Source organism: Clostridium aceticum (genome assembly GCF_001042715.1).
GTDB lineage: Bacteria > Bacillota > Clostridia > Peptostreptococcales > Natronincolaceae > Andreesenella > Andreesenella acetica.
Genome location: NZ_CP009687.1, coordinates 642,244 through 669,006, shown reverse-complemented (window position 1 = coordinate 669,006; position 26,763 = coordinate 642,244). Strand labels below are relative to the sequence as shown.

25 protein-coding genes and 1 pseudogene are annotated in these 26,763 nt (G+C 34.3%); 4 read left to right on the top strand and 22 right to left on the bottom strand.

The window, feature by feature from the left end:
• Window positions 1-7: 7 nt before the first annotated feature.
• From speB to CACET_RS02995, 3 genes are all read right to left on the bottom strand, one after another.
• Window positions 8-913 (bottom strand): agmatinase, encoded by a 906-nt coding sequence (speB, locus tag CACET_RS03005; protein WP_052661198.1) that lies wholly within the window; start codon window positions 911-913, stop codon window positions 8-10.
• A gap of 98 nt (window positions 914-1,011) precedes the next feature.
• Entirely contained in the window at window positions 1,012-2,610 is a 1,599-nt protein-coding gene (locus tag CACET_RS03000) for a sodium:solute symporter family transporter (RefSeq protein ID WP_044823037.1), read from the bottom strand.
• 136 nt (window positions 2,611-2,746) lie between these two features.
• On the bottom strand, window positions 2,747-3,340 hold the full coding sequence (locus CACET_RS02995; RefSeq protein WP_044823038.1) for a hypothetical protein: 594 nt from the start codon (window positions 3,338-3,340) through the stop codon (window positions 2,747-2,749).
• A gap of 257 nt (window positions 3,341-3,597) precedes the next feature.
• On the opposite strand from CACET_RS02995, the gene CACET_RS20350 reads away from it, so the two are divergent.
• Window positions 3,598-3,756, top strand: a complete 159-nt coding sequence (locus tag CACET_RS20350) for a hypothetical protein (RefSeq protein WP_158385951.1) — start codon at window positions 3,598-3,600, stop codon at window positions 3,754-3,756.
• Window positions 3,757-3,824: 68 nt separating this feature from the next.
• Here CACET_RS20350 and CACET_RS02990 read toward each other — a convergent pair whose 3' ends face one another.
• The 4 genes from CACET_RS02990 to CACET_RS02975 all read right to left on the bottom strand — a co-directional run bounded on the left by CACET_RS02990 (window position 3,825) and on the right by CACET_RS02975 (window position 6,300).
• Window positions 3,825-4,553, bottom strand: coding sequence for a DUF881 domain-containing protein (locus CACET_RS02990; protein ID WP_044823039.1), 729 nt, complete (start codon window positions 4,551-4,553; stop codon window positions 3,825-3,827).
• Between the two features lie 193 nt (window positions 4,554-4,746).
• Window positions 4,747-4,929: an alpha/beta-type small acid-soluble spore protein gene (locus CACET_RS02985; protein WP_044823040.1), complete on the bottom strand. Its 183-nt coding sequence runs from the start codon at window positions 4,927-4,929 to the stop codon at window positions 4,747-4,749.
• 42 nt (window positions 4,930-4,971) lie between these two features.
• Entirely contained in the window at window positions 4,972-5,967 is a 996-nt protein-coding gene (trpS, locus tag CACET_RS02980) for a tryptophan--tRNA ligase (protein ID WP_044823041.1), read from the bottom strand.
• A 114-nt stretch (window positions 5,968-6,081) separates the two neighbouring features.
• A complete protein-coding gene (locus tag CACET_RS02975; protein WP_044823042.1) occupies window positions 6,082-6,300 on the bottom strand; it encodes a hypothetical protein in 219 nt (72 codons plus the stop codon).
• 208 nt (window positions 6,301-6,508) lie between these two features.
• On the opposite strand from CACET_RS02975, the gene CACET_RS02970 reads away from it, so the two are divergent.
• The gene (locus CACET_RS02970) at window positions 6,509-8,323 is read left to right on the top strand and encodes a heme NO-binding domain-containing protein (protein WP_044823043.1); all 1,815 of its coding nucleotides are present in this window, start codon (window positions 6,509-6,511) and stop codon (window positions 8,321-8,323) included.
• A gap of 44 nt (window positions 8,324-8,367) precedes the next feature.
• Here CACET_RS02970 and CACET_RS02965 read toward each other — a convergent pair whose 3' ends face one another.
• The 10 genes from CACET_RS02965 to CACET_RS02920 form a co-directional block, all read right to left on the bottom strand.
• On the bottom strand, window positions 8,368-8,598 hold the full coding sequence (locus CACET_RS02965; RefSeq protein ID WP_044823044.1) for a glutaredoxin family protein: 231 nt from the start codon (window positions 8,596-8,598) through the stop codon (window positions 8,368-8,370).
• Window positions 8,599-8,756: 158 nt separating this feature from the next.
• Entirely contained in the window at window positions 8,757-8,960 is a 204-nt protein-coding gene (locus CACET_RS02960; protein WP_044823045.1) for a hypothetical protein, read from the bottom strand.
• Window positions 8,961-9,073: 113 nt separating this feature from the next.
• Window positions 9,074-10,144, bottom strand: a complete 1,071-nt coding sequence (gene arsB, locus CACET_RS02955) for an ACR3 family arsenite efflux transporter (RefSeq protein WP_044823046.1) — start codon at window positions 10,142-10,144, stop codon at window positions 9,074-9,076.
• 58 nt (window positions 10,145-10,202) lie between these two features.
• On the bottom strand, window positions 10,203-10,514 hold the full coding sequence (locus CACET_RS02950) for an ArsR/SmtB family transcription factor (protein WP_044823047.1): 312 nt from the start codon (window positions 10,512-10,514) through the stop codon (window positions 10,203-10,205).
• A 195-nt stretch (window positions 10,515-10,709) separates the two neighbouring features.
• Window positions 10,710-10,985: a metal-sensitive transcriptional regulator gene (locus CACET_RS02945; RefSeq protein ID WP_044823048.1), complete on the bottom strand. Its 276-nt coding sequence runs from the start codon at window positions 10,983-10,985 to the stop codon at window positions 10,710-10,712.
• A gap of 56 nt (window positions 10,986-11,041) precedes the next feature.
• Window positions 11,042-11,521: a 4Fe-4S binding protein gene (locus tag CACET_RS02940; protein WP_052661216.1), complete on the bottom strand. Its 480-nt coding sequence runs from the start codon at window positions 11,519-11,521 to the stop codon at window positions 11,042-11,044.
• Between the two features lie 86 nt (window positions 11,522-11,607).
• Complete coding sequence (locus CACET_RS02935; protein WP_044823271.1) at window positions 11,608-12,285, bottom strand: Crp/Fnr family transcriptional regulator; 678 nt, start codon at window positions 12,283-12,285, stop codon at window positions 11,608-11,610.
• Between the two features lie 30 nt (window positions 12,286-12,315).
• Window positions 12,316-13,056, bottom strand: a complete 741-nt coding sequence (locus CACET_RS02930; RefSeq protein ID WP_044823049.1) for a class I SAM-dependent methyltransferase — start codon at window positions 13,054-13,056, stop codon at window positions 12,316-12,318.
• A 592-nt stretch (window positions 13,057-13,648) separates the two neighbouring features.
• Window positions 13,649-14,797: an aminotransferase class V-fold PLP-dependent enzyme gene (locus CACET_RS02925; RefSeq protein ID WP_044823050.1), complete on the bottom strand. Its 1,149-nt coding sequence runs from the start codon at window positions 14,795-14,797 to the stop codon at window positions 13,649-13,651.
• Window positions 14,798-14,921: 124 nt separating this feature from the next.
• Window positions 14,922-15,317 (bottom strand): hypothetical protein, encoded by a 396-nt coding sequence (locus CACET_RS02920; protein ID WP_044823051.1) that lies wholly within the window; start codon window positions 15,315-15,317, stop codon window positions 14,922-14,924.
• Between the two features lie 664 nt (window positions 15,318-15,981).
• Here CACET_RS02920 and CACET_RS02915 point away from each other — a divergent pair.
• Window positions 15,982-16,731 carry a hypothetical protein gene (locus CACET_RS02915; RefSeq protein ID WP_044823052.1) on the top strand — a complete coding sequence of 250 codons (750 nt, stop codon included), beginning with the start codon at window positions 15,982-15,984 and terminating at the stop codon, window positions 16,729-16,731.
• Between the two features lie 803 nt (window positions 16,732-17,534).
• A pseudogene (locus CACET_RS02905) lies at window positions 17,535-18,479 on the top strand (IS982 family transposase).
• A 94-nt stretch (window positions 18,480-18,573) separates the two neighbouring features.
• Here CACET_RS02905 and CACET_RS02900 read toward each other — a convergent pair.
• The 5 genes from CACET_RS02900 to CACET_RS02880 form a co-directional block, all read right to left on the bottom strand.
• Window positions 18,574-21,930 carry an efflux RND transporter permease subunit gene (locus CACET_RS02900; RefSeq protein WP_044823054.1) on the bottom strand — a complete coding sequence of 1,119 codons (3,357 nt, stop codon included), beginning with the start codon at window positions 21,928-21,930 and terminating at the stop codon, window positions 18,574-18,576.
• Between the two features lie 28 nt (window positions 21,931-21,958).
• Window positions 21,959-23,257, bottom strand: coding sequence for an efflux RND transporter periplasmic adaptor subunit (locus CACET_RS02895; protein ID WP_044823055.1), 1,299 nt, complete (start codon window positions 23,255-23,257; stop codon window positions 21,959-21,961).
• Window positions 23,258-23,728: 471 nt separating this feature from the next.
• Window positions 23,729-24,712 (bottom strand): acyl-CoA dehydratase activase, encoded by a 984-nt coding sequence (locus CACET_RS02890; protein WP_044823056.1) that lies wholly within the window; start codon window positions 24,710-24,712, stop codon window positions 23,729-23,731.
• Window positions 24,687-25,796, bottom strand: a complete 1,110-nt coding sequence (locus CACET_RS02885) for an acyl-CoA dehydratase activase-related protein (RefSeq protein ID WP_044823057.1) — start codon at window positions 25,794-25,796, stop codon at window positions 24,687-24,689. Before CACET_RS02885 ends, CACET_RS02890 begins: the two co-directional genes overlap by 26 nt.
• A complete protein-coding gene (locus tag CACET_RS02880; protein ID WP_044823058.1) occupies window positions 25,768-26,754 on the bottom strand; it encodes an acyl-CoA dehydratase activase-related protein in 987 nt (328 codons plus the stop codon). Before CACET_RS02880 ends, CACET_RS02885 begins: the two co-directional genes overlap by 29 nt.
• Window positions 26,755-26,763: the final 9 nt, after the last annotated feature.

Below are 26,763 nucleotides of genomic sequence, written 5' to 3'. Positions count from 1 at the left end.
TTCGAAATTATTCTTCCCTCATCTTCTTTTTATAAACAGCTCCAAAGATTTCATAAATGATTTTTAGTGCCGCCCAACTGGTGATATCCGAGGAATCTAAAGGAGGAGCAACTTCTACAATATCTACCACCGCTACAGGCAAAGTCAAAATAATTTCTCTCACCATTTCCATAAGCTCACGGGTACTGAGACCACCTGCCTCTGGCGTTCCTGTTCCTGGAGCAAAAGCTGGGTCCAATACATCGATATCTAAAGTAACATATAGCTTTGTGTAATCCTTGTACTTTTCTTTAAGAATATCCAGCACATCATCTATACCTTTACGGTATACCTCCCTCGCACCGATAATCTTAATTTCTGGATGCTTTTGGAAATAAGCTAATTCTTCCTCCATATAAGACCGTAACCCAACAAAGGTTAAATCTTCTGGTGCTATATTTTTTAGTTCCAATGCCCTTCGCTGGGTACAGGCATGGGACCAAGGATGGCCATCATAGGTATCAATAATATCTGGATGTGAATCAAAATGGATGATTCCTATTTTTTCATTATTATGTACTTTAGCAAAGGCGGTTTCTAATGGTATAGTAACTGCATGATCACCACCTATAAATAAGCAGGTCTTACCTGTTTTCATCAAAGAAGAAGCGGTGTCTTCCACCTGCTTAAAATATTTTTCCCAGTCTAAAATAATTTCTACATTTTCATGATCATATACCTTAAAGTTTTTTAAAAGCAAGCCTTCTTCTGTAACTGGTGGCAAGATTCTTGAAAGCTCCCTTAGCTTGTCTGGTGCCTCTGCTGCCCCTTTTCTATTGCTCACCGCACTATCAAAGGGAATACCTAAGACCACTACATCAGCCTCATCTATCTGATCCGTATAAATTTCTCCCCAGGGTAATCGATACTTCATCAGTACAACGCCTCCTTTACCTCTGATTTTTGTTATTTTATTATGTGTATTAAAAGAATTTATTAGACCATCTACTACCTTGGTTTAAGGCTTTTTTCTCATTTGGACCAAAAAAACAGTTTGTCCTCCATCTTTTCTCCCTTTATGTTAACAAAAGGCTTTGGTGGATCTGAATGTTGGGTTTTGAGGGATACTACAATTAATAAAATAAACCCTACGATGGCAGCAGGGATGAGTGCCATATATAAGGCATCCCAGATAGCCCAATCCATAGCTACACCAGCTTGAATCAGTTCTTCCTCCATATTAGCTTCTCTTGTATAAGGCAACAGTATTATAAAAGAAGTGACCCAAACCGTCAAACCACCAAAAAAGGAAGCTACAGCTCCTGTGCTATTTGCCCTTTTCCAAAAAAATCCTAATACATAAGAAGCCACAACTGTGGCCAAAGAAATAGCACCACTAAATACAATTAACTTGTAAACCGTCCCAAATAAGAGAGCAATCGTCATAGCTACTAAGCCTACTATTGGTATAGCTAATCTTATAGCTTTTAGCTTCTCCTCTTGTGTTATCCCTGGCTTCACATATTCGTACAGGTTGTGACCTATCAGCGTAGAAACAATCAGACAGTTGTCTCCTACAGTACTAATAATAGCAGCTGCTAAGGATATAATAAATATTGTTCCTGCCCATGGTGATAGAAGATAGTCTGCTACCCATGGCAAAAGCATCTCCGTCTGGCTTAAAGGCAAGGCTAACCCATAGTTAAACATAGCAATGCCAATCGAAACAGGAATTAATCCCAAAATCAGATATAAGAATCCACTAATCATAAAACCTTTGATAGCTGTTTTTTCATCCTTAGCTGCCAACACCCTTTGTAATAAAACCTGATTATTAATATCTCCAAGTCCTAGTGAGGTCCAAGCTGCTAAATAGTACATGATTCCCAATACACCTGTATACCAAAGATATCCTCCTTCATCGGCTGCTACTGGAAATATAGAAAAAGTAGGTAACTCCCCCCAATTCTCTGCTGTAAGCATAAAATTAGATATCCCTCCTACTTCTCCCATGACAACTGGAAACATTACAAGTAATCCAACAATAATCAGTATGAACCCAATAGCATCTATTCTTGATAAAGCCCAAAGACCGCCAAAATAAGTTACTACGATTACAACAACTGTGGCAATAATCGTTGCAACGGTCATACTAAAGCCGGTAGTAAGGTTTACAATAATCCCCAGTGCCACAAGCTGTCCCCCTAACCACCCGGTGGCAGACATAATTTGAACAATCATATAAAGTATCCCCATTTTTTTACCGTATCTGCTATTAAAAAAATCTACTACGGTACTGTAACCAGACCTTCTTAAGCGAAAAGCAAAAAAAATAGCCACTAAAAACATCATCATTACTGGACCAAAGGGATCAAAAATCACCCCTTGAAATCCAAATAAATAAGCTTCTCCTGCTGCTCCCATAATAGCCCCTGCACAAATCCAAGTGGCTACAATAGAAGGAATCATATAAGGTAGTGTTAATCCTCGTCCTGCTAAAGCCAAGTCGTCTGATACATGAATTTTACCAGCATACTTAAATCCCATAAATAAAATAATCGCAATATACAGAACTAAAGCCCCTAAGATCCAATGGGCAAACTCAAAAACTTCAATAACGAATTCCTCCATCTCAATCCCCCCTTTTCTTATTACTTAAACCAAAATTTTACACTAGTCTTATATCTTTTACAATACCCAAATTTACAGGAATCTCTCCTATCAACTTTTTACTGGTTCAATTATTTCTTAAGTATATTGATTCCTCTTACATAGTCTTATCTTTATAAATGAAATGAATAGGTGCTCTTAAAAACCTTTTATATTCTTTTATTTTTCTTCTCAAGCTCCCACTATGGAAGGAAAAACTGGAAATAGCCTCCCATGCAAAAACCCATCCCCCTACATAAAATCCCTCTAATAATGTTGTAGATACAGGATGTTCTTTCAATGTCCCTTCTAACATAGAGGCTGTAAAGATCAAGGCAAAAGCAGTTACAACATATAGTAGCGCCCTCATAAACAACTCCTTTAGATTTCTTTTCTCTAAGCGCAAATAATGGATATATTGATTTCTGAAACCCTTAATAATATTTTTTTCTTTTATTAAGTCTCTTTTCTCTTCTGTAATCGTTATATTTAGTTCAATATCATGTTTTAAAGGTATTTCTTGTGAACATTCCTCTAAAAAGTAAATCAAGTCAGGGTCTAAGTCCCTCCTTTTAAAAGAGGCATTATCCCACTCATTAAATAGATATATATATTGTTCTAAATGAATTTCAATCATCAATTTACCAGTTGTGGTATTTAAGGGATAAACTTCATTTAAAAAAATGTCTTTTTCGTATTCTTGCCTCTTCATTTTTTCTTCCTCTCATCCTATAAACAAATCATGTCTCTATCTTACTGAGAATAGCTACTGTATTTATTATGATACAATGCGATAATATCATTCAATCCAGTAAAAGTTATTTCTATCTATTAAATTTATGTCAACTCTTCCTTTAACTTCCCCTATAATTTTTGCGTTTCTGTAAAAAATAAAGTATACACAATATCATATAAGTATCATTCATTTTTATATAAACTTATTTTTCTGACTTAGGAGGTATCATTTTAATGAAAAAAATAGTAGCCCTCACATTGATTGCTTTAGGTTTAACTTTAGTAAACATACAAGAAATCAATACTTATAAACCAGAATGTACAAAAGTATTGACACTAGAAGATACCGTTAACTCTTTTAAACTCGATACTACGATAAAAGAAATTTGTTAATACACTTCAAAACAACAAAAAACAACAGAATTTAATAGACTCTGTTGTTTTTTTGTTGTTTATGTTCTTTAGTTAGTAGTTTCTTCTTGATTCGTTTCTTCCACAATATTATAAAACTCCATTGGTTTTTCTTTGGAAAGGGCAGGTATTTTAATATTTTCATCAAACTCTATCGTAGTACTTATACCGTCTCCCTCCATAAGTTCGAATAATAGTGTTCTATGGTTTGTATATCGCTGGAAACCCTCGGTATTTCCTATAACCCTAATAGTATACGGTGGCGCTATAGCTGTCATATTTACGTTGATATGATTTCCTGCTAAAGTGACCTCACTTCTAGAAGTGATTCTGTGGTTATTAATCGATATAGCTTCTCCACCAGCCGTCTTTAACTCATTAATTAAATTAATTAGGTATTTTTTCTGTTCTACAACCAAGGCTATATTTTCTTCCAACATACTTTCTAAGGTAATTTTAACACCAGGACCCACTAAGTCTTGATATCCTGCTAAAATCCTGTATTCATTGATTTGAGACCTTAGATTTTTCAACACGATATTTTCTGTAGCCTTTTCTCCTTCATATTCCTCCACTTGAGCTTTTAAATCCTTAATTTTTGTCTTCATATCATTATTGGCTTTTCTTAAATCTACCACTTCTTGAACTTCTATTTCACTACTAAAAGGCAAAGAAATTTCATTTTGCATATCACCTAGAGCGTCTATATGAATACCTATAATGATCCCTGATATTGCAAAAGCTAAAAATAAAATAAAAGAAATATTGTTTTTTTTCAATACCCCACTTCCTTTAAATAGAACTCTAATAACAGACCTATATCTTTAAATTTCAATATATTAAGGACTACTCTGTGCAAAACTGTAGACCATGTATATTAAAATTTAGTTTTAAAAACGCATGTCTATATAAAACTGCTTACTTAAAATAATACCTGTTCCTAGGAAAATAGTCAATAAATTTAGGAAGGTCTTATGACCTTCCTAAATGAGTTAGTGAGTTCTCTGCTTCCTCTACCATTTTTTTCACCATATTGCCTCCAACATAGCCTGCAGAGGTATCATTTTCAAGTCCCAATTCTCTAGCAACTTCTGCTTTAAAAGAATTTAAAGCTTGTCTAGCTTCAGGAACAACTGGATTTTTTGTTTTCTTCATTTCTATCACCTCTATAGTTATTATAGAGATTCTTATATGATTTTATACTAACCCTATCTTTTTCTTTACATCCTTCATGGTTTTCTCTGCAATTTCAGTAGCTCTAGCTGCACCTTGTTTATAAATACTTGTAATATAATCAGGATTTTGCATATACTCATCATATTTTTCTTTAAAGGGTCTTAAACTTTCTACCACTAATTCTGCTAAATCTGACTTAAAAGCACCATAACCTTTTCCTTGATACTTTTCTTCTACCTCTTGAGGGCTACAATTAGCTAATTTAGAATAGATGGTTATCAAGTTTTTTATGCCTGGTTGTTCATCACGGTATGTAACACTATTTTCGTTGTCTGTAACAGCTCTCTTCATCTTTTTAAGGATGACATCATTACTATCTAATAAGAAGATGGTTCCATTTACGTTTTCGTCAGATTTTGACATCTTTTTCTCTGGCTCTTGAAGACTCATGATTCTAGCCCCCACTTTTGATAAGTGTATATCTGGTAGTGCAAAAGTTTCTCCATAGATATTATTAAATCTTATAGCAATATCCCTAGCTAGTTCTAAATGCTGTCTTTGATCCTCACCCACTGGCACTAGATCAGTTTGATATAGTAAAATATCTGCTGCCTGTAATACTGGGTAAGTAAATAATCCTGCATTAATATTATCCTTATGGCTTTCAGACTTCTCCTTAAATTGTGTCATTCTACTAAGCTCTCCCATATAAGTAACACAATTTAAAATCCAATTTAGCTCAGCATGTTGAATAACATGGGACTGAAAAAAGATAATGTTTTTTTCAGGATCTAAACCACAAGCGAGATATTGTGCTAAAAAGGATAAACAGGATTTTCTAAAATCCTTCGGATCATGGCGTATTGTTAAGGAATGTAGGTCTACTATAGAATATAGACATTGATAATCTTGTTCTAATGCCTTCCAGTTTTGGATAGCTCCAATATAGTTACCTAAGGTTAAACTGCCAGTAGGCTGTGCACCACTAAAAATTACTTTTTCTTTCTTGTCTGTCATTATTTTCACCTTCCCTATTTTATATAAAAAATGTTTCCACTTTAATTAACATAAATACGTATATTTTATCCAAAGTGTATAAATATATTTACCACCAAATAAGAAGCTCCCAAATTATTCTTCCTCTAGGCTGATGGAAAGCTGATTTTCCAATTCTTGAATACGTCTTTCTAAGTCTATGATTTTTTCAATAAGATAAGTTTCTGCGTCTGCTTCTATAGAAGGCTTTGACTTGCCCAGATGCTTAATTAATAAAATAGCCACAACTATGGGTACTGTAAACAGCACAATGATTAATATTAAGCTGAAAAATTGGTACAAAAGAAGTCCCATCCGTATCACCATCCTATATTCAACACTTTTTTTCCTATAAAAGTTATTATAGCATATTCTCTGTAGACATTTATGCTTTTTCTCTCGATTCTTTGGGGGTTTTTTCAATCTATCTGTTTAATAGCGTGAAATTTTGATATAATTGTAATAACTTTGTTTTACAGTTATTTTTTTACTGCTAATATACAATTATCAAAGGGGTGAAGTTATGAAGGGTACTGTTGTATCTACATGGTTAGTCAGTCTTCAAAGTATTTTTGGTGAGGATATTGTTAACAGTGCAGTAAAGTCAGTAGGCTGGGAAATCAACCGAGTCATTACGCCACTGGAGGATATTGCAGACAATGAAATTTTTTCTGTTTTTCAGCATATCTCACAGCAAGTAAATCAACCACTGGATCATATTTGGCGTGAAGTAGGAAAACAGAATATTAAAGCTTTTCAAAAATGGTTTCCTTCCTATTTTGAAAGATACAGCCTAAAAGGATTTCTTATGATGATGGACGATGTTCACGCTCAGTTAACAAAAATGATTAAAGGAGCAAATCCTCCTCGCCTGATAGCTAAGGAAATCGGCGAAAAAGAAATTGAAATTACTTATCAATCAAGTCGAGGGTTGTTTGATTACTTTTTGGGTCTTCTAGAAGGCAGTGCGGCTTATTTTGACGAAAAATTGGAATATGATATCCTGCAATCTGGCACCACTGAAGATGGCAAGAAGTATATGACAGTAAATATTCGTTTGGAAAAGTCTCCAGATAAGATTGTTCATGCTACTTTATCAAAAACTTTAGGCCTTGGTTTCTTGAAAAGTATTCCTTTGAAAATCAGTATATTTACCGCTATTATCGTCTTCTTTTCTTCCATGCTGGTGCAGGGTACAGAGCATTTACTAAACAGCAGTATCATTTCTTTTATCGCTCTAGGGGCAAGCTATGTGGCTTCTTCTATCGTAATGAAACCTATAGGTTCATTTGCCACTGAAATAGGCAAGCTAGGTCAATATGATTTTTCTAGTAAGACGGTTATCAAAACCAATGATGCTTTGGAAGACACCTTTCATCTTTTCAATGATGCTAAGAATACTATTAAGAAGGACTTTCTCTTTCTTAAAGGTGGAACAGATGATATGAATAACTTTGTTCATGAGTTCTCCATTATAGCAGAAAATATGAAGGAACTGTCAGATTCTATCGCTGGCGTAGTTCATGAAGTTGCTCTTAGTGCTACCAATCAAGCAGAGGAAACAGAGGAGGCTGTCAGTGTTTTAGATCAATATATTACTACATTAAATAGAATTGTAGAAGAAGAAACAGAAGGTAAAGATAAACTAGAGGATGCAGTAAATCATTTAGAGTTGTCTTTTAAGGATGTAAAAAATGTCACCACTATGATTAATGAAGTAAAAGATAATTTTTCTATGGTTAACCATCAAGGACAACAATTATCTTCTCAGGCTGCAAAAATCATGGAAATTAGTTCCACTGTTGAATCTATTGCAGATCAAACAAATCTTTTAGCTCTTAATGCAGCTATTGAAGCCGCTAGTGCAGGAGAAGCTGGAAGAGGATTTACCGTAGTTGCTCAAGAAATTCGCAAGCTAGCAGAAAACTCCAAAAGTGCTGTAAAAGACATCAATTCTAACTTGCTCTTTTTCATTCAACAGATCGAAGGTTTCGTACAGGCCATTGAAAACCAATATAATCAACTGGAATCCAGTAACGCAACTCTTGAGAAGGTCACCGTTGATAACCAAGCCTCTACTCATCAAATTGTTGATGTATCTAATGTGATTGTAAAATTAATCGATGAGATGTCCACAGAAACCAATCACCTGACAGAAGTCATACAAAACATTCATTCTCTTGCAGCCATCTCTGAAGAAAATTCTGCCGCCTCTGAAGAAATGAGTGCCAACGTAACACAGTATTCTGAGAAAGTAAAGGATTTGTCAGATAATATTACTCTGTTAGAAGCTTTAACACAGAACTTTAAAAAGGAACTACAAAAATATAGCATATAGTAAAAGAAAAGGCGAAGATGAAAATCTTCGCCTAATACTTTTACTTATCCTAGTAACTCTTCAATTTTATTTTGATCAAAGCCCACAACAGCCTCTCCGTCAATCATAACCACTGGCACTGCCATGATTCCCTTCTTCATTAATTCCTTTCTAGCTTCCGTATCCGTTTGTACATTTCTTTCTGTAAAAGATATACCTTTTTCATTAAAATACTCCTTAGCAGTAACACAATGTGGACATGTATTACTTGTAAAAACCACTACTTCTTTTGACATTTTAACGCCTCCCTATAATTGTTTTATACTTTTTTAATACCCAGTAGCCTTTAAGTCAAACAATAAAACACTGATATTCATACTATCTCTTTAATAGATTATGTTGTTTTATAACAAAAAATAATGTACTTATATTTATATATTTTCCCTATCTTTCTTTAATTTGTCAAATGGTTTTTTATGCCTCTTCGAATCTCTTCTTTTGTATATAAAGGACTTCCATATTCTTTCATATTGTTATATTGTATCAACTCAACAATTGCTTTTATATTATATTTATTAATTTCTTCTATATTCTTGAAAAAACCCTGTTGTTGATCTAATTCCTGTATAAAAGAAACAACGTCCCTCTTTTCTTCCATGTCATCACCTCGCTATGTATTTTAACTATTTATTATTTTGGTACATTTTTTGATAATCTATACAAAAAAGCCACTGATAATCAGTGACTCTTTTAAAGCATATGTTTATATCTTTACTTACCTAATTCCGCTTTGTTAAACCAATGTCTTGTATTATTAGCAATTCTAACTAAAGCCAGCATAACTGGTACTTCCACCAATACGCCTACTACAGTTGCCAGTGTAGCTCCAGACTCCAAACCAAATAAGGAGATCGCCACCGCTACTGCTAATTCAAAGAAATTACTTGCACCAATCATTGCAGCAGGAGATGCTACATTATGAGGCAATTTCCAAGCTTTTGCCCAACCATAAGCCAGTGTAAAAATAAAAAAGGTTTGGATTGTAAGTGGAATTGCTATTAACAAAATATGCAATGGATTTCTTAAAATAACATCTCCTTGGAAGGTAAAAATAATGACTAAGGTTAATAGCAAACCAATAATAGTAACATTATCAAATTTCTTTAAAAATACATTTTCAAAGTATTCCATACCTTGGTTTTTTACAATATATTTTCTTGAAAAATATCCTCCCGCTAAAGGGATCACAATAAATAAAACAACAGATAAAAATAAAGTATCATAAGGTACAACTACATTTGTGATTCCCAATAACAATGCAACGATTGGTGTAAAGGCGATTAGTAGAATTAAATCGTTCACTGCTACCTGCACCAGTGTATAGGCAGGATCTCCCTTAGTCAAGTGACTCCATACAAACACCATAGCAGTACAAGGTGCTGCCCCTAGCAATACTGCCCCAGCTAAGTAATCGTTTGCCAAAGCTTCTGGGATCAGATTTTGAAATACTACCTTTAAAAAGAAAGCTGCAATTAAATACATCGTAAAGGGTTTGATTAGCCAATTGGTTACACAAGTTACAATAAGTCCTTTAGGCTTTTTTGTAGCCTCTACAATACTGCTAAAATCAATCTTTAACATCATAGGATAAATCATCAACCAAATTAATATGGCTACAGGAATAGATACCTGTGCATATTCAAATTGGCTTAAAACCTCTGGAACAATTGGTAAAAACTGTCCAATAGCTACGCCTATAACGATGCATAGAGCAACCCATACAGTGAGGTAAGTCTCAAAAAAACCTAGACCTCCACTCTTCTTTTCTTGATTTTCTGCCATACATACCACTCCTTCCTTTTAACATTTTATATAAAATCTATCCTATATAATCCCTCCTCTATTCTTCACACTTCCGAGGGATAATACCATAGGGATTTCCTTCACACTCCGTAGTAATCTCCTTTACAAATTTACAAAGTTCTTGTGCTTTTACGGGATTTATAGAATAAAACATCCACTTTCCTCTTTTATCTATATTGACTAAACCTGCTTGCTGCAACACCTTCATATGATGAGAAATCGTAGGCTGAGTTAAATTTAAATGATCCTGTATATCACAAGCACATAATTCTCCACAATTAAGAATTTTTAATATCTTTAGACGGTTCTCATCTGATAATGCCTTAAAAACATCTGCATATTCTTTCATTTTTTCACCTCACTTAACAAATATTTTCCCTTAAAACATTGCACTTATCATTAGCGTTAACCTAATCCATAATTTGTCATCCTGAGTGGAGCACTTATACATTTATATTCATCTATATATTATCATAATACATCACATAGACATATGTCAATATATTTATCATGTGAAAAGTCCTATCTTTTTTAAGATAAGACTTTATTTTGCAAACTTCATAACGGTTTTTAAGATTCTTTCTACCTCTTCAGCAGTAATGTTCTCTTTTAGTAGACAATCTTTTGCATGGCCCTCAATAATAATAGAGCCTACCTTTTCCACTGAAGACTTTACAGCGGCAATTTGTAATAAAACATCCTCACAAGACTTTTCTTCATCAATCATCTTTTCAATCCCTTGAATATGACCTTTGATTGTCTTGAGTCTATTTAAAATATCTTTTCTAATCTGTTGTTGTTCCAACTTTTCACTTCCCATCAATCTCTATAAAATTAGTGATACTAAACTTTTATTTTATCATAAGTTAACGTACACTATGCTACTTTTTTATGCTTTTTTTGACTTTCTTGAATTAATCCAGTAGCATAACCCATAGGACATACAACACACCAACTCCTAGGTTGAAAAAGTATCCCCATCATGATTCCTACCACTGTGGAAACCGTCATCATTCTAACAATGGCAAAAGCAGTTTTTGTAAAATCTCCTCCTGCCATGATTAGAGAAATTGTAAACATGCCAATCATCCAAACTAACATAATATTTTTTACTGTTTTGGTTTTAAATGAACTTGGAAGGTTTCTCTTAAAGCTTATTTTATCTATAAATACCCCAAGCATAGATCCTCTAGGACAATATTTTGCACAATGAACCTTACCACCGCCACCAACTGCCAAGTAGATAGGCGTTCCCATACATAACAACCCTAAGATACCAAATCGTATATCTATAATAGATAGAGTAAAAAATAGCACCATAAAAATCCAAGACCATGCCATTATTGACTTTTTCATATACATACCTCCCACATTAACTCCCCCTCCTCTAGGGGGTGCGTTGTATGTATATAATATCCTTTTTGTTATCATAAGTCAATATATTATTGAATCCATCCTTTTAGTTTTTCTATATCTCTAATAACAATTTTTCTCCCCTCTATATCAACAGACCCTTCTTTTTTAAATTGACCTAGTGCACGACTAACAGTTTCTCTAGCAGTGCCAATCATATTCGCTAGTTCTTGCCTTGAAATATTTAGTTTTATTTCAACCCCATTTGAAGTTTCTTTACCGTGTTCTTTTGCAAAGGTTAATAAGGTTTTTGCAATTCTCATATAAGTATCTCCTAGTGCTAACTCCTTTACCTTCTGCTGAGAATAGAATAGCTTTTTGCTTAAAACTTTGATGATTTGAAGGGCAATCTCTGCATTATTACGAATCAGATTTTCTAGATCAGTGTTTTTAATCATGCCAATTTCAGCATCTTCTAGTATTTCAGCAGAGGCAGGATAGGGTATGTCATTAAATAATGTCACTTCTGCAAAGACCCCCCCCTCTGATAGTATTGTAAAGATATGTTCCCTCCCGTCTAGAGTGGTTTTATAAATTTTTACCTTTCCAGACTTTATAAAATAAAAAGCCTCTCCAGGATCTCCCTCCATAAAAATAATTGCACCCTTTTTAAAGTTTCTTTCAACAGTTATTTTACTAATGCTTTCTACGTTATTTTCATTTAACTGAGAGAAAGCTGGTATTTTTTTTAAAATGTCTATCGTCATATTTCTCACTTATTATTTCCCCCTTGAATTTTACTTCTCTGCTACTACAACCATAGCATAGCTTTCTTCTCTATAGCTCTCCTCCATAAAATTACCATATATTTTCATATCCTTGAATCCTGCTATCTGTAGCATCGCTATTAACTGATGACTCAGTAAAGGATAGAGAGGTACTGAATTGGTAAAGCTCTTTATTTCATCGTTCTTGGCAACAATTAATTCTGTATTAAAGTAGATGAGCCGTTTATTCTCATCATAGTTATACTTTCTAATAAATTTTATCCCAGCTTCTTTATCTTCTATTGTAGGAAGACCATCTATATTATATTTCATAATTCTGTCGTAATTAATAATTTGTAAAATAAGCCTTCCTTCCTCGCTTAATATACCATACATCTGATGTAAGGTGCTTTGTATTTCCTCTAGTTTTGTTAAATGCACCAGGGAATTTCCAATACAAAATGCAACATCAAAACCTTTTTGTGGAAGATATGTAGCTAACTCTTTCATATCTCCAATATAAGTCTTTAATTGAAGACCTTTTGCTTTTGCCTTCTCTTCTACTTCCTTCATCATTGCTTCATCTAAGTCAGTAGCAGTTACTTCAAATCCTCTTTCTGCTAGAGCAAGAGAATAATTCCCTGTGCCACAAGCAATATCTAATATTTTATCACTAGTATTTTTACTTGCCCCTTGAATAAACTTTAATTGTGCTTCCCCAGTAGGAAAAACAATGTCATAGTACCTACTAAACTCTTCGTAAAAACCCAATTTCATCCCTCCTGTATTTATTTTCACAGTATTTTTTGCAGACATATCATCAATATGCGTACCCTAATGATTAGCCATATAAACTTAGCCAGGTATTCATACTGTTCTACAGATGTACATAAGTAAAACCTATTATTATATTTATACCCCTTTATATTTAGTTCTTATTAAAAATTATTAATATTTTCTTAAAAATCTTTAACTATATTATAACCTATTCTATTTTCAATATCATTAGTGTTCATCTAAACTATCATTTATGATTCTGATCGTAGTCGAAGGATTTTAGAATTAGTAAGATGACAGTTCGATAGAATTTTGGAAATAATTGTATTAAGTTAACGCTTATGTTTTCAATATATAGTTTTTCACTTTTATTAAAAAAGTAGCAGATCACATTTAAAAAAAGCGTAAAGAATTTAGCTGTTAAATAAAACAAAGTGAAGGGAAGATTCTTCCCTTCACTTTGTTTTATTTAAGTTATGCAACCGGCGTCATCCTACGGGTAGCAAAGGATGACAAAACCTCCATCAGCTGTTGCTATAATTATCTATTAAAATAATAAATAGGGTTTTAAACAGCTAAGTATACTTTAACTATAGGAACTTATTTCTTGTAGCGCTTCTACTAAAGCATCAATATCTTTTTTTTCGTTGTAGTAACCTATACCAATCCTCACTGTGCCACCTTCCTTCGTTCCCATCACTTGATGAGCAGTAGGTGCACAGTGGAGTCCTGATCTTACCATAATGCCATATTTCTGATCTAGTCCATAGGCAACCTCTTCTGCTGATATATTCTTTAAGTTAAAGGAAACTACGCCGATAATCTTAGTGGCATCCTTGGGGCCGTAGATCGTAATACCGTCTATCTCCTGCAGCCTGTTCAATGCGTAGGCTATCACTTCTTTTTCTTTTTGATAAATTGTTTCTACGCCTTCTTGAAGAATAAACTTTATACCTTCTTTTAATCCTATGATGCCAGCAACGTTAGGTGTTCCTGTTTCTAGGGAATTTGGAAAATAATCTGGCTGATATTCATAGGCGGAGTCTCCCCCAGTGCCTCCAGATTTTAGAGGAAGAATTTTCCCCTCCCAGCCAACAACTAGTCCCCCAGTACCCATAGGTCCTAGTAAACTTTTATGTCCTGTAAAAGCCAGTAAATCAATATTGTCCTTCTCTATATCTATGGGATATGCTCCTGCTGTTTGAGCAGCGTCTACTAAAAAAGGAATTTTATATTTTTTTGAAATAGCACCTATTTCCCTTATAGGCTGTAGGGTTCCTATGACATTTGAGGCATGATTAAAAATAATTAAAGAAGTATTCGGTCTGATCAATGCTTCTACATCTTCAGGTTTGGTATAACCTTCTTCTGTGCATGGAACTGTAGAAATTGTTATGCCTCTATCTCTTTCCAAAGTTTTTATACATCGCCATACAGCATTATGTTCTAAGCTACTGGTGATAATATGGTCGCCCTTTTTTACTATGCCGTTGATGGCAAGGTTCAAAGACTCAGTAACATTAGATGTAAAAACAACACGACTAGCATCATGATAACCAAATAACTTTGCTACAGCTTTTCTACTTTCGTAAATCATCCGATCTGCCTGCAACGCTTTTTGATAAGCACCTCTGCCAGCAGTCGCCCCTATATTTTCTATAAAATCACAGATTGCCTTAGCTACTTGTGGTGGCTTTGGAAAGGAAGTAGCTGCATTATCTAAGTAAATCCCCATCAACAATTCCCCCTTTTGTGCTACATCATTCTTAGATGAAAAGTATGTTAACTTGATTATATGTTAAGATAGGGCAATTGTAAATACAGAGACCGACTTAAAGAAGAACCTTAATTTTCTGCCGCTATCCATCAATAGATCCAGGACCACCCTCCATGACTACACAGTAGGGGACGCCATCAATCATGGCACCTTTTAATAGCTCACAATGACGCAGCGGAGCAAACACTCTACGCATTTCACCATCTGACAACTCAAACTTTTTCATCAAAGTTCCAAAAGGAACTTTGCCATCATTAGCTTTTACATACTCATATACTTCTTTCTGCAAATCTGTTAACCCTTCTGTACCGGTATGTCCTGCATGCTTTCTTGCAGATTTAGCACTATACACTGCAGCAACATCACAAGTCTTAGGTATACTAATAGCATCAACATAACAGTCTTCACATAAGACCGCCCCCCAATGCTGCATTTCTTCTCCCTTTGGAATAGGCTCTTGACAGTTTGAACAAATCATTTAGTACTCCTCCTTAAAACAGTAGAATGGTTTTCGACCTATAATAATATAGATAAACTCCACTATATATCGATGAACTGCAAAAAAAAACAGTTTACTAATATATCTCGGAGTTTGGCGAAGCATACTTTACACCGGGATGTTTCTTTATTATCATAATCATACGTACTGCACGTATGGCACTTTACAAAAATAGAAAAGCACTACCATTTTAGTAAACATTCCTAATGAAGAATCCTATAAGTTTAAATAACATTGTCCAAGAGTAAATTACTCGAACTGTTACATTGGAAATAGTGATCTTTAGAACAGGCATAACATCCCTTCAGTTTCCTTAAATCTTAAACGATACCATAATACACTATTTAACAAAATTAGAGAATAATCCTGCCTATGTATAAAATAAAATCCTATAAAATCAAAAGTTTTATACTAATTTTATAAAATATAGCTTTGGAGGTGAAATACTATGAATAAGATTCCCCGAGCTTCTCCGAAAAAATAGCACCTAAAAATATGTGTGTAACGACCTTTTTAAAAAAACAAAACAGATACCCATCTTAACCATTACTATAAAGTGATAGTATCGTAAAAAACAAATAAAAGATAGTCTTATTGATAATGAAGAAAACTGATAATCATAATTGAGGGGAGTAAAAAAACAATGAAGAAAAAATTATATAGTATAATTGCATTCACCTTAAGTTTATTATTATTTATTTTACCAACCATACATTCTTTTGGTGATAGTATAAATAAAAATCAAATAAGTGATAGCTTAAATATGGCATATGACAATATGGATTTCGAAAACTATAAAGAAGAAGTTAAGGAGTTTAAAAATGAAGTTCACCATAATATTGAATTCGAGCATAATGACAAATTAATTAAAATCCAAAAAATTGAAAAAATAAATAATAAAGATAAAAACAATATAGTAGATTATATTATAGAAGAAGATGGTATTGTACAACACATCCAACATAATACAAAAACTGGGGAAATTACTCTTGATGGGACAAAGGTAGAGGTAGAGATAGAAATAAAAGATGTTCAAGTACAAGATTATGAAGGCACCGATGCTAATGAATTTAATATATCAAATACTCGGGAGTATGATTATATTAATACACACTTTATAGATATACGCATTAATTTAACTATAAATGCAATTTTAACAGCTACCTTAGCTACAATTATTTCAGTTAAGTTGAAACTTGGATATGGATTAGCATTTACTGCAGCCTCAGCAATAAAAGAAATTGCTGGTATATGGGGAAATTCAAATGCACTATTTGTAATAAAAGATATTTATCGTCACAATTCAGATCATTGGAAATATATGTATTATGAGCATTTTTATTATGATTCAAACTATCAACAATATGCTCATACTATTCATAGGTATAAATAAATATGAAAAAAGATACCATATCGAAATTAATATATTTCATGACTAGCGTAGTTATTATTGTATCCATTGGAGCTTCCAGGTTTCAAAGTTATATTCTAACTATCATAGCTATATTAAGTTTTATATTGCTTATTATTTTTTCATTTAAACAAATACTATTAATTAACGATACTAAAGAGAAAAAAATCAGGTGCCTGATGCTTGCTACTATAGCAACTATTACAACAATTTCTATTATTAGAATATGGATTTAATACTATTAAAATCAGTTCAATAGGAACAATTCTCATAGTACATAGTGTCACTTACTCCATACTCTTGATTTCCAAAAAAACAATAAGACATTCCTCATAAAAGACAAGAGAAATGTCTTATTGTTTTTATCATTTTACCATTTTTTTAAGAGCCAGATAAATTCTTTTATGATCAATACCTCCAGCATAAACAGGTCAGCCTTTAGCTGAATTTGTTTGCTCCAATCCCTTGGTAATTCTAAAAGACGAATCGTGTGTCCTTAAAAACCTGTACCAAATTCATTATATCATCTTCATAGTTTACTATATTCATTTATAATTATATACTATTTCTTTTTTTCTACTACGTCAATGGATTCAAAATGATTCTTTGTATATTTCCTCCCATAAGGGGCTTAGAGTTATATATCAATACATCTCAACTTAAGCCCTACACCCTAATCTAATTTAACCTGTTGTGCTAGTAAAAGTTACAAATAGAAAAACTCCAGCGAATTATGTTAACCTATCTTTGATAACCACCACGAAATCAAGATAGGAGGATAACATATGCTAGAGCTTACTAAGAAATATTCTATCAAAAAAATTGGTGATTTAAAAGACTTCATTACTGTCACCTATGTCTTAATTGACGATATTTACCAAGAAATTACTCCAACACATATTAAAGAACGTAGAAATATCAACAAGTCTATCCTAAGTGATAGTAAAATAATTACCATTAGTATTGTTGGGGAACTGCTCACTATTGACTCAGAAAAAGCATGGTTAGGGTTCTGTAAGAAGAACCTAAAGGATTTATTTCCAAGGTTTAGCCATAGAACTCGCTTTAATAGAACCCGTAGAGCACTACATTCGGTAATTGATGCAATTCGTAAGGAACTAACTTCCAAGTTAGGATTTCGGGATAAATCCTTTAGGATCGTAGATAGCATTCCTATTCCCGTGTGTAAGTTTGGTAGAGCATGCTTTCATAAATCTTTTAAAGTTGACTCAGCTTATGGGTATTGTGCTTCTAAAAAAGAAACCTACTATGGATTTAAACTACATGCTATCACTACGATAGAAGGATTTATCACTGTCTTTATCCTTACACCAGCTAATATAGATGATCGAGAAGCTGTGTGGGAATTAATAGATGACTACAATTCCATAACAACCGTAGGTGATAAGGGTTACACCAGTAAGCATCTGCCCTCGCAACTACAATCATAAAAGGGAATTCAACTAATATTTATGAAAAGGAATAACTGTAAAGATCCGTATCCTAAATGGCTTCGCCAACATATTTTTAAACTTAGAAGGCGAATTGAGACTACCTTTTCACAATTGACGGAACAGCTAAATATCAATAAAGTCTTAGCAAAATCTCCATGGGGACTTATGACAAGGCTTAGAACAAAGATCTTATCCCATAATCTCTGTTATTATATCAATATACTGTTAGGCAAGGACATTAACCTAGGACACATTAAAGAACTAATATTTGGATAATATATCCAATGCTTATTCGTAAGAGAAATGTTTTTTTGTAAAAATAAATTGGTAAATTTATCTTGGTGTAGATTTACTAGCACATGGAGTTAATTTAAATGGAATTATGTAATTCTTTTTCCTTTTTATTTAATCTCTTTAGTTTATGTTCCTCAAGTATGGAATACATTGTGGGGACAATCACCAAAGTCAACAGTGTGGACATACACAATCCACAAATCAAAGCAATCCCTAAAGGTGCATAAAATGCTTCCTTTAACGTAATGGGCAAAATACCTCCTGCTGTTGTAATGGTTGTTGCCAAAACCGGCAAAAACCTTGTTTTTCCTGTTTCAAGAATAGCATCCTTTAGATTATCCCCATTGCTTCTAAGATAATTAATATAGTCCACTAAAACAATTGCGTCATTTACTGCAATCCCCACCAGTGCCACCACAGCTACAAAGGCTACAAAACCAAACTTATTACCGGTAATCACCAGCCCCGGCATGACACCGATTAATGCCATAGGTACAGCAAATAGAATAATCAAAGGCTGTGTTAAGGAATTAAACTGAATCGCTAAGATAATATATACCAAGATGGCTGCAAGGATCATGTTATTCATCATATTCTCAAAGGATTCCTCCATTTCCTCCATTTCTCCTCCAAATTCTAAAACAACCCCCTCTGGTATAGCATAATCTTTGATTTCTTCCTTAAATCTATTGATTATTTCAACAGCAGTTACTCTTTCATCATCAATCTCTCCCAAAACAGCTATTCTCCTTTTACTATCTTCATGTGCTATGTTCATAATACTTTCCGTTTCCACGACTTCTGCCACCTGTAAAAAGGGGATAGCTTCTCCTCTAGAGGTATAGAAAAAGATTTTTTCTATATCATGAACCGTTCTAAGACGATCTTTCGAGGTCCGAATCATGACATCTATTTCTTCTTGGTTTTCCCTAAAGGTTGTAGCTTCTATACCATGTATTACATTCCTCATAGAAAGGGCTATGGACATATTATCTAAACCCAACATAGATGCCCTTACCTTATCTACCCGTACCTGTAGCTCTGGTACACCTTCACCTATACTGGTCACCACATCCCTGGTTCCCTCCATTGCTTTTAAAATTTCAGCAAAACTCTTTGCTGTTTTCTCTAAATCCTCTAAATTTTCACCCTTTACTCTTAAGTGAATAGGGGAACCAGTTGGAGCTCCCATTGCTAATTCAACTACCTTTATTTCGGCACCTGGAATCTTTTTTGCCTGATTTCTAATTTGGTTTGCAATTTCTACACTGCTTCTTTCTCTATCCATTTCTTCTTGCAACTCTACAATGATTCTTCCTTTATTGGGAACATCAGGGTTTTCTACCCTATAAAGAGACCACATATCTGTACCTTCATCCCCCACATAGGATACGAAATGCTTTATCTCATTTATAGTAAACAAATAGGTTTCCACCTGTTTTATAATTTCCAGCGTATCTTCTAAATTGCTTCCCTGGGGAGTGTTAACTTCTACATAGAAACCAGGCATATCTTCATCCCCAAACATCTCCACCTTCAGTATACCTAGTGGGATTAAAGCTACACTTGATATAAATAACAGAAAGATCAGTACTATAAGCAGCCATTTTCTTTTGGTGGATGTAACAATCCATCCTAAACACTTTTGATAGTAATGAAGCACAGCACTATCTTCATGACTGCCTTTGAACTTAAATTGCTTTAAGAACATAACAAATGCAAATAATACAGCCATGATTATCGACAGTATTCCGTACTGTTTTATCCCCTCTTGACCCCAGTCTTTAAAGGCAATCATAGATAGAATAAAAACAAATACTACAGAAATCATTTTCATGTATTTCTGTTTTTGAGGATTCTCCAACTTTCTTTCCTGACTCCTATGATTTTTTATCATACCGGCACAGATTGAAGGGGATATTGTAACTGCCATAAAAAAGGAGGCACTCAAAGCAAAGATCACCGTTAGCGGCATGGGACGTATATAATCACCGCTAATTCCTGGTGTTAATGCCAGTGGAAAAAAGGCTGCTAAGGTTGTCAAAGTAGATGCCATAATAGCAGGAGCTACTTGATTGGTGCCTGCTTCTGCCGCCAACTTTGAAGATAAACCTTTAGACCTCAAACGATCTATATTTTCCATCACCACAATAGCATTGTCCACCAGCATACCTACTGCTAAAACAAGGGAAAACATCGTGATTTCATTTAAGGTTAGTCCCCATACCTTCATCAATCCGAAGGCTGCAAAAATAGAAAGAGGAATAACAAAGGCTACAATCAAAGCTTCTTTAAAACCTATGAAAAGAAATAGCACTACAATCACCAACAACAATCCTGACTTTGCATTATCAGTGACGGAACCCAGTTGCCTTTCCACATAGTCAGCCTTGTCAGATACGATTTCTAATTTCATATCATCAGGATATAAATCTTCTTGATGGTCTTGTAACTTTTCTAATATATTATTTCTAACTGTAATATCATCAGCAGACTCCTTTTTATGAACAGAAATTGCAATTACATTTTCAATAGAAGGATTTTCTCCTGATTCTACAGATTTTCTTACAAATTTTTTTATGTCCTCATAGCCATCCTCGATCACAGCAATATCTTTTAAATAAACTTTCCCATTTCCCTCATCCCTGATGATAACATGATTTAATTCCTCTACCTTTTCAAACCTTCCTATGGTTCGAACATTATAATGAATTTCATTTAGTTTTATGTCCCCCCCAGGAAGGTTCACATTGGATTGTATCAGAGCATTTTTAATATCCTGTAGCGAAATAGCATATACTGAGAGCTTTTGTGGATCTACAATCACGTTTATTTCTCTCTTTATATCCCCAATCAGTGCCACCTCAGTAACACCCTCCACTGATTCAATAAGATCTTTTATTTTCTTAGCGCTTCCTTGTATTTCCAGTATATCCTGATTTCCCCCCAAGGTAAATACCAATACCGGACTCTCTCCTGTTTTCATATCCATGACTTTTGGTGTTTCCACCTCCGCTGGTAATGTATCACTGATGTCTAAAATCTTTTCTCTTGTTTCTCTGATTTTTTCCTGTATATCACTGCCTGAATCGAACTCTACAAATATCGTTGATTGACCAAAGATTGATTCTGATGTCATTCTTCTAACATCCGTTAGTTCTTCAAGTTTTTTCTCTATAGGGTCTGTCACCAGTGCTTCTACTTCTTCTGGCGATGCTCCTACATAGGTAGTTTGTACAATAGCAAAGGGAATCGTTACCTTTGGCTGTGCTTCCCTCTGCAAACCTGAATATTGCGTTATTCCCCAAAAAAAAATGATAATAATCAATAAGTAAGTAACCCTATGTCTATTGATAAAAAAGGCAGCCCATCTTCCCAGAAAGTTTCTTTTTTGCAGAAGTTCTGGAATACTGCTATTTTTTTTATCCTCCATCAATTTCACTCCCCTCTATTATGATTTTCTATTCCAGGATTTCTACTTTTTCATTGTCTACTAGGTATTCTTTTCCTTTGATAATCAACTGCTGCCCTTCCTTTAAACCCTCTTTGATCTCTACATATTCCCCATTATCAATACCAATTGTTACCGGAACAATTCTGGCAATATTCCCTTCTACGATATAAGCAAAATATTGGTCCTTATCTATTCTTAAATGTTTTCTCGGAACAATCACAACATCCTCACTTTCTTCTATAGCAATAACAGCTTCTGCAAACATACCTGCCTTGATGTCGCCGTCTTTGTTTTCTATTTCAATGCTGACAGGGTAGGTGAAGGTCGCAGAATCCGCTACAGGGCTAATATGAGTGACATTACCCTTAAATCCCTCACCCCCTGCTGCTGCAATGTGTATTTCTATCTCCTTGCCTACTTGTATTTTATTGATAAGACCCTCTGGTACATGGATATCTAGAAGTACCGTATCCATATTTACAAGAACAAATGAGGGTGTAGCAGTACTTGTAAGTTCTCCCTTTTCAACGTTTCGTGATGCCACAACCCCCTTTATGGGACTGGTGACAGTTAAATCCTCCTTCGCTTCTTTTGCATTTTTCAATTGAATCAATAATGCATCTCTAGCGGTGATGGCTTGATGTAATTGATTTCTTGTGCTTTCGATATCTTCTTTTAATATTGTTCCTACTAAAAGCTCATGATTTCTTGTACTTGCTTCGTAGTTTAATTTTGTCTGTTCATAGACTAGCTTCACTTGATCATACTGTTGTCTGGAAACAACCTCTGCTTCATAGAGCTTACCTGCATCCTCGTAGTTTTGCTTTGCATCATCATAAGCTATTTTTAAAAGATTGATTGTATCTTCTAATTGATTTTTTTGATTTTCCTTGCGACTCCCCTCTGCCATAGCTAATCCTAAAGAAGCATTATCAATGGTAATTTCTGCTGATTTTATCTGCTGGTTTAGATGGGCAATATTATTTTCAGCATTCTTTTTATCCATGATAAACAAAATATCCTCCTGTTGTACCTGGTCCCCCACATCAAAAAAAATTTCCCCTACTTCACCAAAAGATTTTGCCATTACATTTACTTGATTTTTAGGTTTTATTTTTCCAGAATAGGTTTCTATCTTTCTGACATCTCCCCTTGTAATCTTCTGCACTTTAACAACTAGCAAATCTTCCTGTACATTTACAGGCTCTGTATTATTACACCCTACCAATGCGCTCACTAAGACTAAGACTAATACTATTAAGCCTATCCATACACACCTTTTTTTTGGTTTCATTACTAAGTCCAAAGTTTTTCCCTTCCTTTCTTAAATATAATCTCACAGCTGTTTCTTCTTGCTCCAACTGATATTAAAATGCAAAATTCATACCAATAAAATTCCTTTTTCAAATAACTAAAGTAATCTTATAGTGTTTCTTTGCATCCATGTAAAACAATATTTAAACTTATATCTTCCAATATGTATACACCTAGTAAAAAAACTCACTAAAATGCTACAAGTGTGCCAGCATTGATACACTTGTAGCATAATTAAAGAAAAGTGTTCCATTTATTATTTCAATAGAGGTTTAACACTTTTCTGACTTAATTAGTAAATATCATGTTTTGATTTTAAATTATTTCTTTAAGAGGAAAATCGTTATGGGTTTTCTAAAAGACTTTATAGAAAACAAAAAGAGAAGAAACACGAAATATTTCACAAATTTATAAAATACTTCGTGCTCTTTTTTGGTGGGTTTATAACATACTGCGTGCTTTTTTATGCTAATTTCTCTATATCACTTTTTAATGCACTATTCCACTTACCACATTTATCACCCCAACGGGCCATCACTGTACCATCTCTTAAAATCTCTATTACCTCACATAAGTTAGAGCAATCTTGACACTCGATGCCTTTTACATTGTAGCCTGAATGGATAATATCAAAACCTTTAAAGTTGGTTTTAGGGTTTTTTACAGCATTTTCTTTGGCTAATAAACAACAACCTATAGCACCCATCACCTCATGATGAGGAGGCACAAAGACTTCTAATCCCAAGGCTTCTTCAAAAGATTTTTTGATTCCCACATTAGCAGCTACTCCTCCTTGGAAAACAACAGGACCTAATACTTCTTTTCCTTTTGCAAGATTGTTTAAGAAATTTCTTACTAAGGCATCACAAAGGCCTTTAATAATATCCTCTTGATTGTGACCCAGTTGTTGCTTATGAATCATGTCAGACTCTGCAAAAACAGCACATCTTCCAGCAATCCTTACTGAATTTTTGGATTGAAGAGCTAATTCTCCAAAGTTTTCTATCTCAATACCCATTCTAGAGGCTTGGCGATCTAAGAAGGAACCTGTTCCAGCAGCACATACTGTATTCATGGCAAAGTCACTAATAATCCCATCTCTTAATAAGATAATCTTAGAATCCTGCCCACCTATCTCTATAATAGTTTTAACACCATCTACAAAATTCAACGCTGCTATCCCATGGGCTGTGATTTCATTTTTTACAATGTCTCCTCCAACAATCATGGAGGCAAGGTGCCTGCCACTGCCAGTAGCACCTACTCCTTTTACCTTGATATCTTCTTTTATTTTAGACTTTATCTCTTTTAAACCTCTTTGTATTGCATCTATAGGCTTCCCTTGTGTTTTAGTATATACTTTTCCAACGATCTCTTTTTTTTCATTCATTAATACAACATTGGTGCTTACTGACCCAACATCAATACCTAAGTAACAGTTCTGCACTTTCCTGTCTCTCCTTTCTTCGCCTTAGAAGATCTACGAAGGCCTCTAATCTAGTGCTATAACCTGCCTCTCCCGTCATTTCATCTACAATGAGGCATAAATAAGGGATGTTATAATCCTTTTCTACTGTTGGCAAAATACTTTGTGCAACAATTTCCGGCATACAAGTTAAAGGATAGATTTGGATGACGCCATCAAAATTTCTTTTTGCATATTCAACAGTATATCCTATGGTCTCTCTGGCGTGCCCACCTATCATCGTTTTTAAGTAAGGCTTTGCTGCTTTGTGGATTTTACCTTCACTAGTCAATTTAAGGGGACTTAAAAATAAATGTTCTGTAAGCCAACTACTTATTTTTAAAGATTTTTCAATTTCTACCCCCATTTCTCCTAATTTTTTTTCAACATTTAAGTTGACAAAAGGTTCTATGATGGTGTAAATCTCTCCAACAATCCCTATCTTCAAAATTTCTCGATCTGGATCTTCTTCTATCGCCATAATAGACTGTTTTGTCTTCTCTATCACTTCAGATGTTTCCCTATAACCTTGGGCCTCTCTTACTTCTTGATGAAATCTATCATAATATACATCCACTTTTCCTATTTCTCTTTGCCTAGGTCTTTTATAGTGAGCTGCCGCATCCAATGCATCTACTTGATACAAGATTTGAACAGCTTTCTTTAGTGCTCTTGTGATCTTGTAGGGATTAGATGTCTGAGCTAATTTGAAAATTCTACTGATAAAAGTTTTATAGTCTCCCTGTGGAGGGTCAAATAGAATAAACTCCATGTCATAGCCCAATTCTTTTAATATTTCCTTTTCTAAAATAGAATAGTAGCCAAATCTGCAGGGACCACAACTGCCAGAAAAAACAACTGTGTCAGCACCTGCCTTAGCACTCTCTACAAGATTTCCTATATTTACCTTAAGGGGTAAACAAATAGACTCTGGAGAGTATTTTGTCCCTATTTCTAGGGTATCTTGGCTACACTGAGGAGGAATAACTATATCTAAACCTAATTCCTCTAACAATACCTTTGCTGCAACATATTGATTACCCATGTGTGGAAAGGTTAGTTTCATTTTTTTTCCTCCATTCGATCATATCAATAAATGCTTCCAAGCGTGTATTCACCCCTGCTTCTCCTGTATGTTCGTCTACCGTAACCAATAGAAAAGGCATCTTCCCTTCCTTCCTGGTCTTTCTCTCTACTAATTCCTCTATAATGGAATCAATACCGCAACCAAAGGAGGATAAGTAAACAATGCCATCTATATTTTTAGCATCAGCAAAGTACATTGCTGTCCCTAATAATTTTCTTCCATAGCTCCAAAACATTTTTTTCTCAAGAGACTCAGCATATTCGTTGACCCTACGATAATCCATCATTTCAGGTGTTATTACCTTGATTCTGTGCTCATGCAGTTTGTCAATTAAACTCATAGAACCATATTGATCATAGATATTATAAGAATGTCCCATCACCGCAATGGTTATAGAGGCTTTTTCTCTATTTAAATCATGATCGTTGAACTCTCCATTGATTGGATAGCTGCCGCCCTTGATTTTTTCTTTATAGTCATGATAGGCATCTAAAGCCTTGCTATAGGCTCTTTTAATAGCAATAGGATTTTGAGTAACATAATTTCCAAAGCTGTAGACTGTCTTCATTAAATTTCTTCTTGAGTGATTAAAATTTATTTCTGTATCGATAATCGGTGGTAGATCTTTTATTGAATGCGTGACCATTTCTGGTAAGCCACAAAATTTTGGACAAATATATTCTTTTTCATAAGCACTCATTAATTTTGGTAAAAATATGAAATCTACTTTATCTTTTAAATCCAACACATGTCCATGAAATATTTTTACTGGAAGACAAGCTTCATCTACGGTATTCTTTACACCTGCGTCTAATGTTTTTTTATTGGTAGGATTAGATAAAATTACTTCTGCCCCTAGCTCTTCATAAAAGGTTTTCCATAGAGGGTAGTAGTCATAAAACCAAAGACCCCTTGGTATACCGATTTTACATGCCATATAATTCCT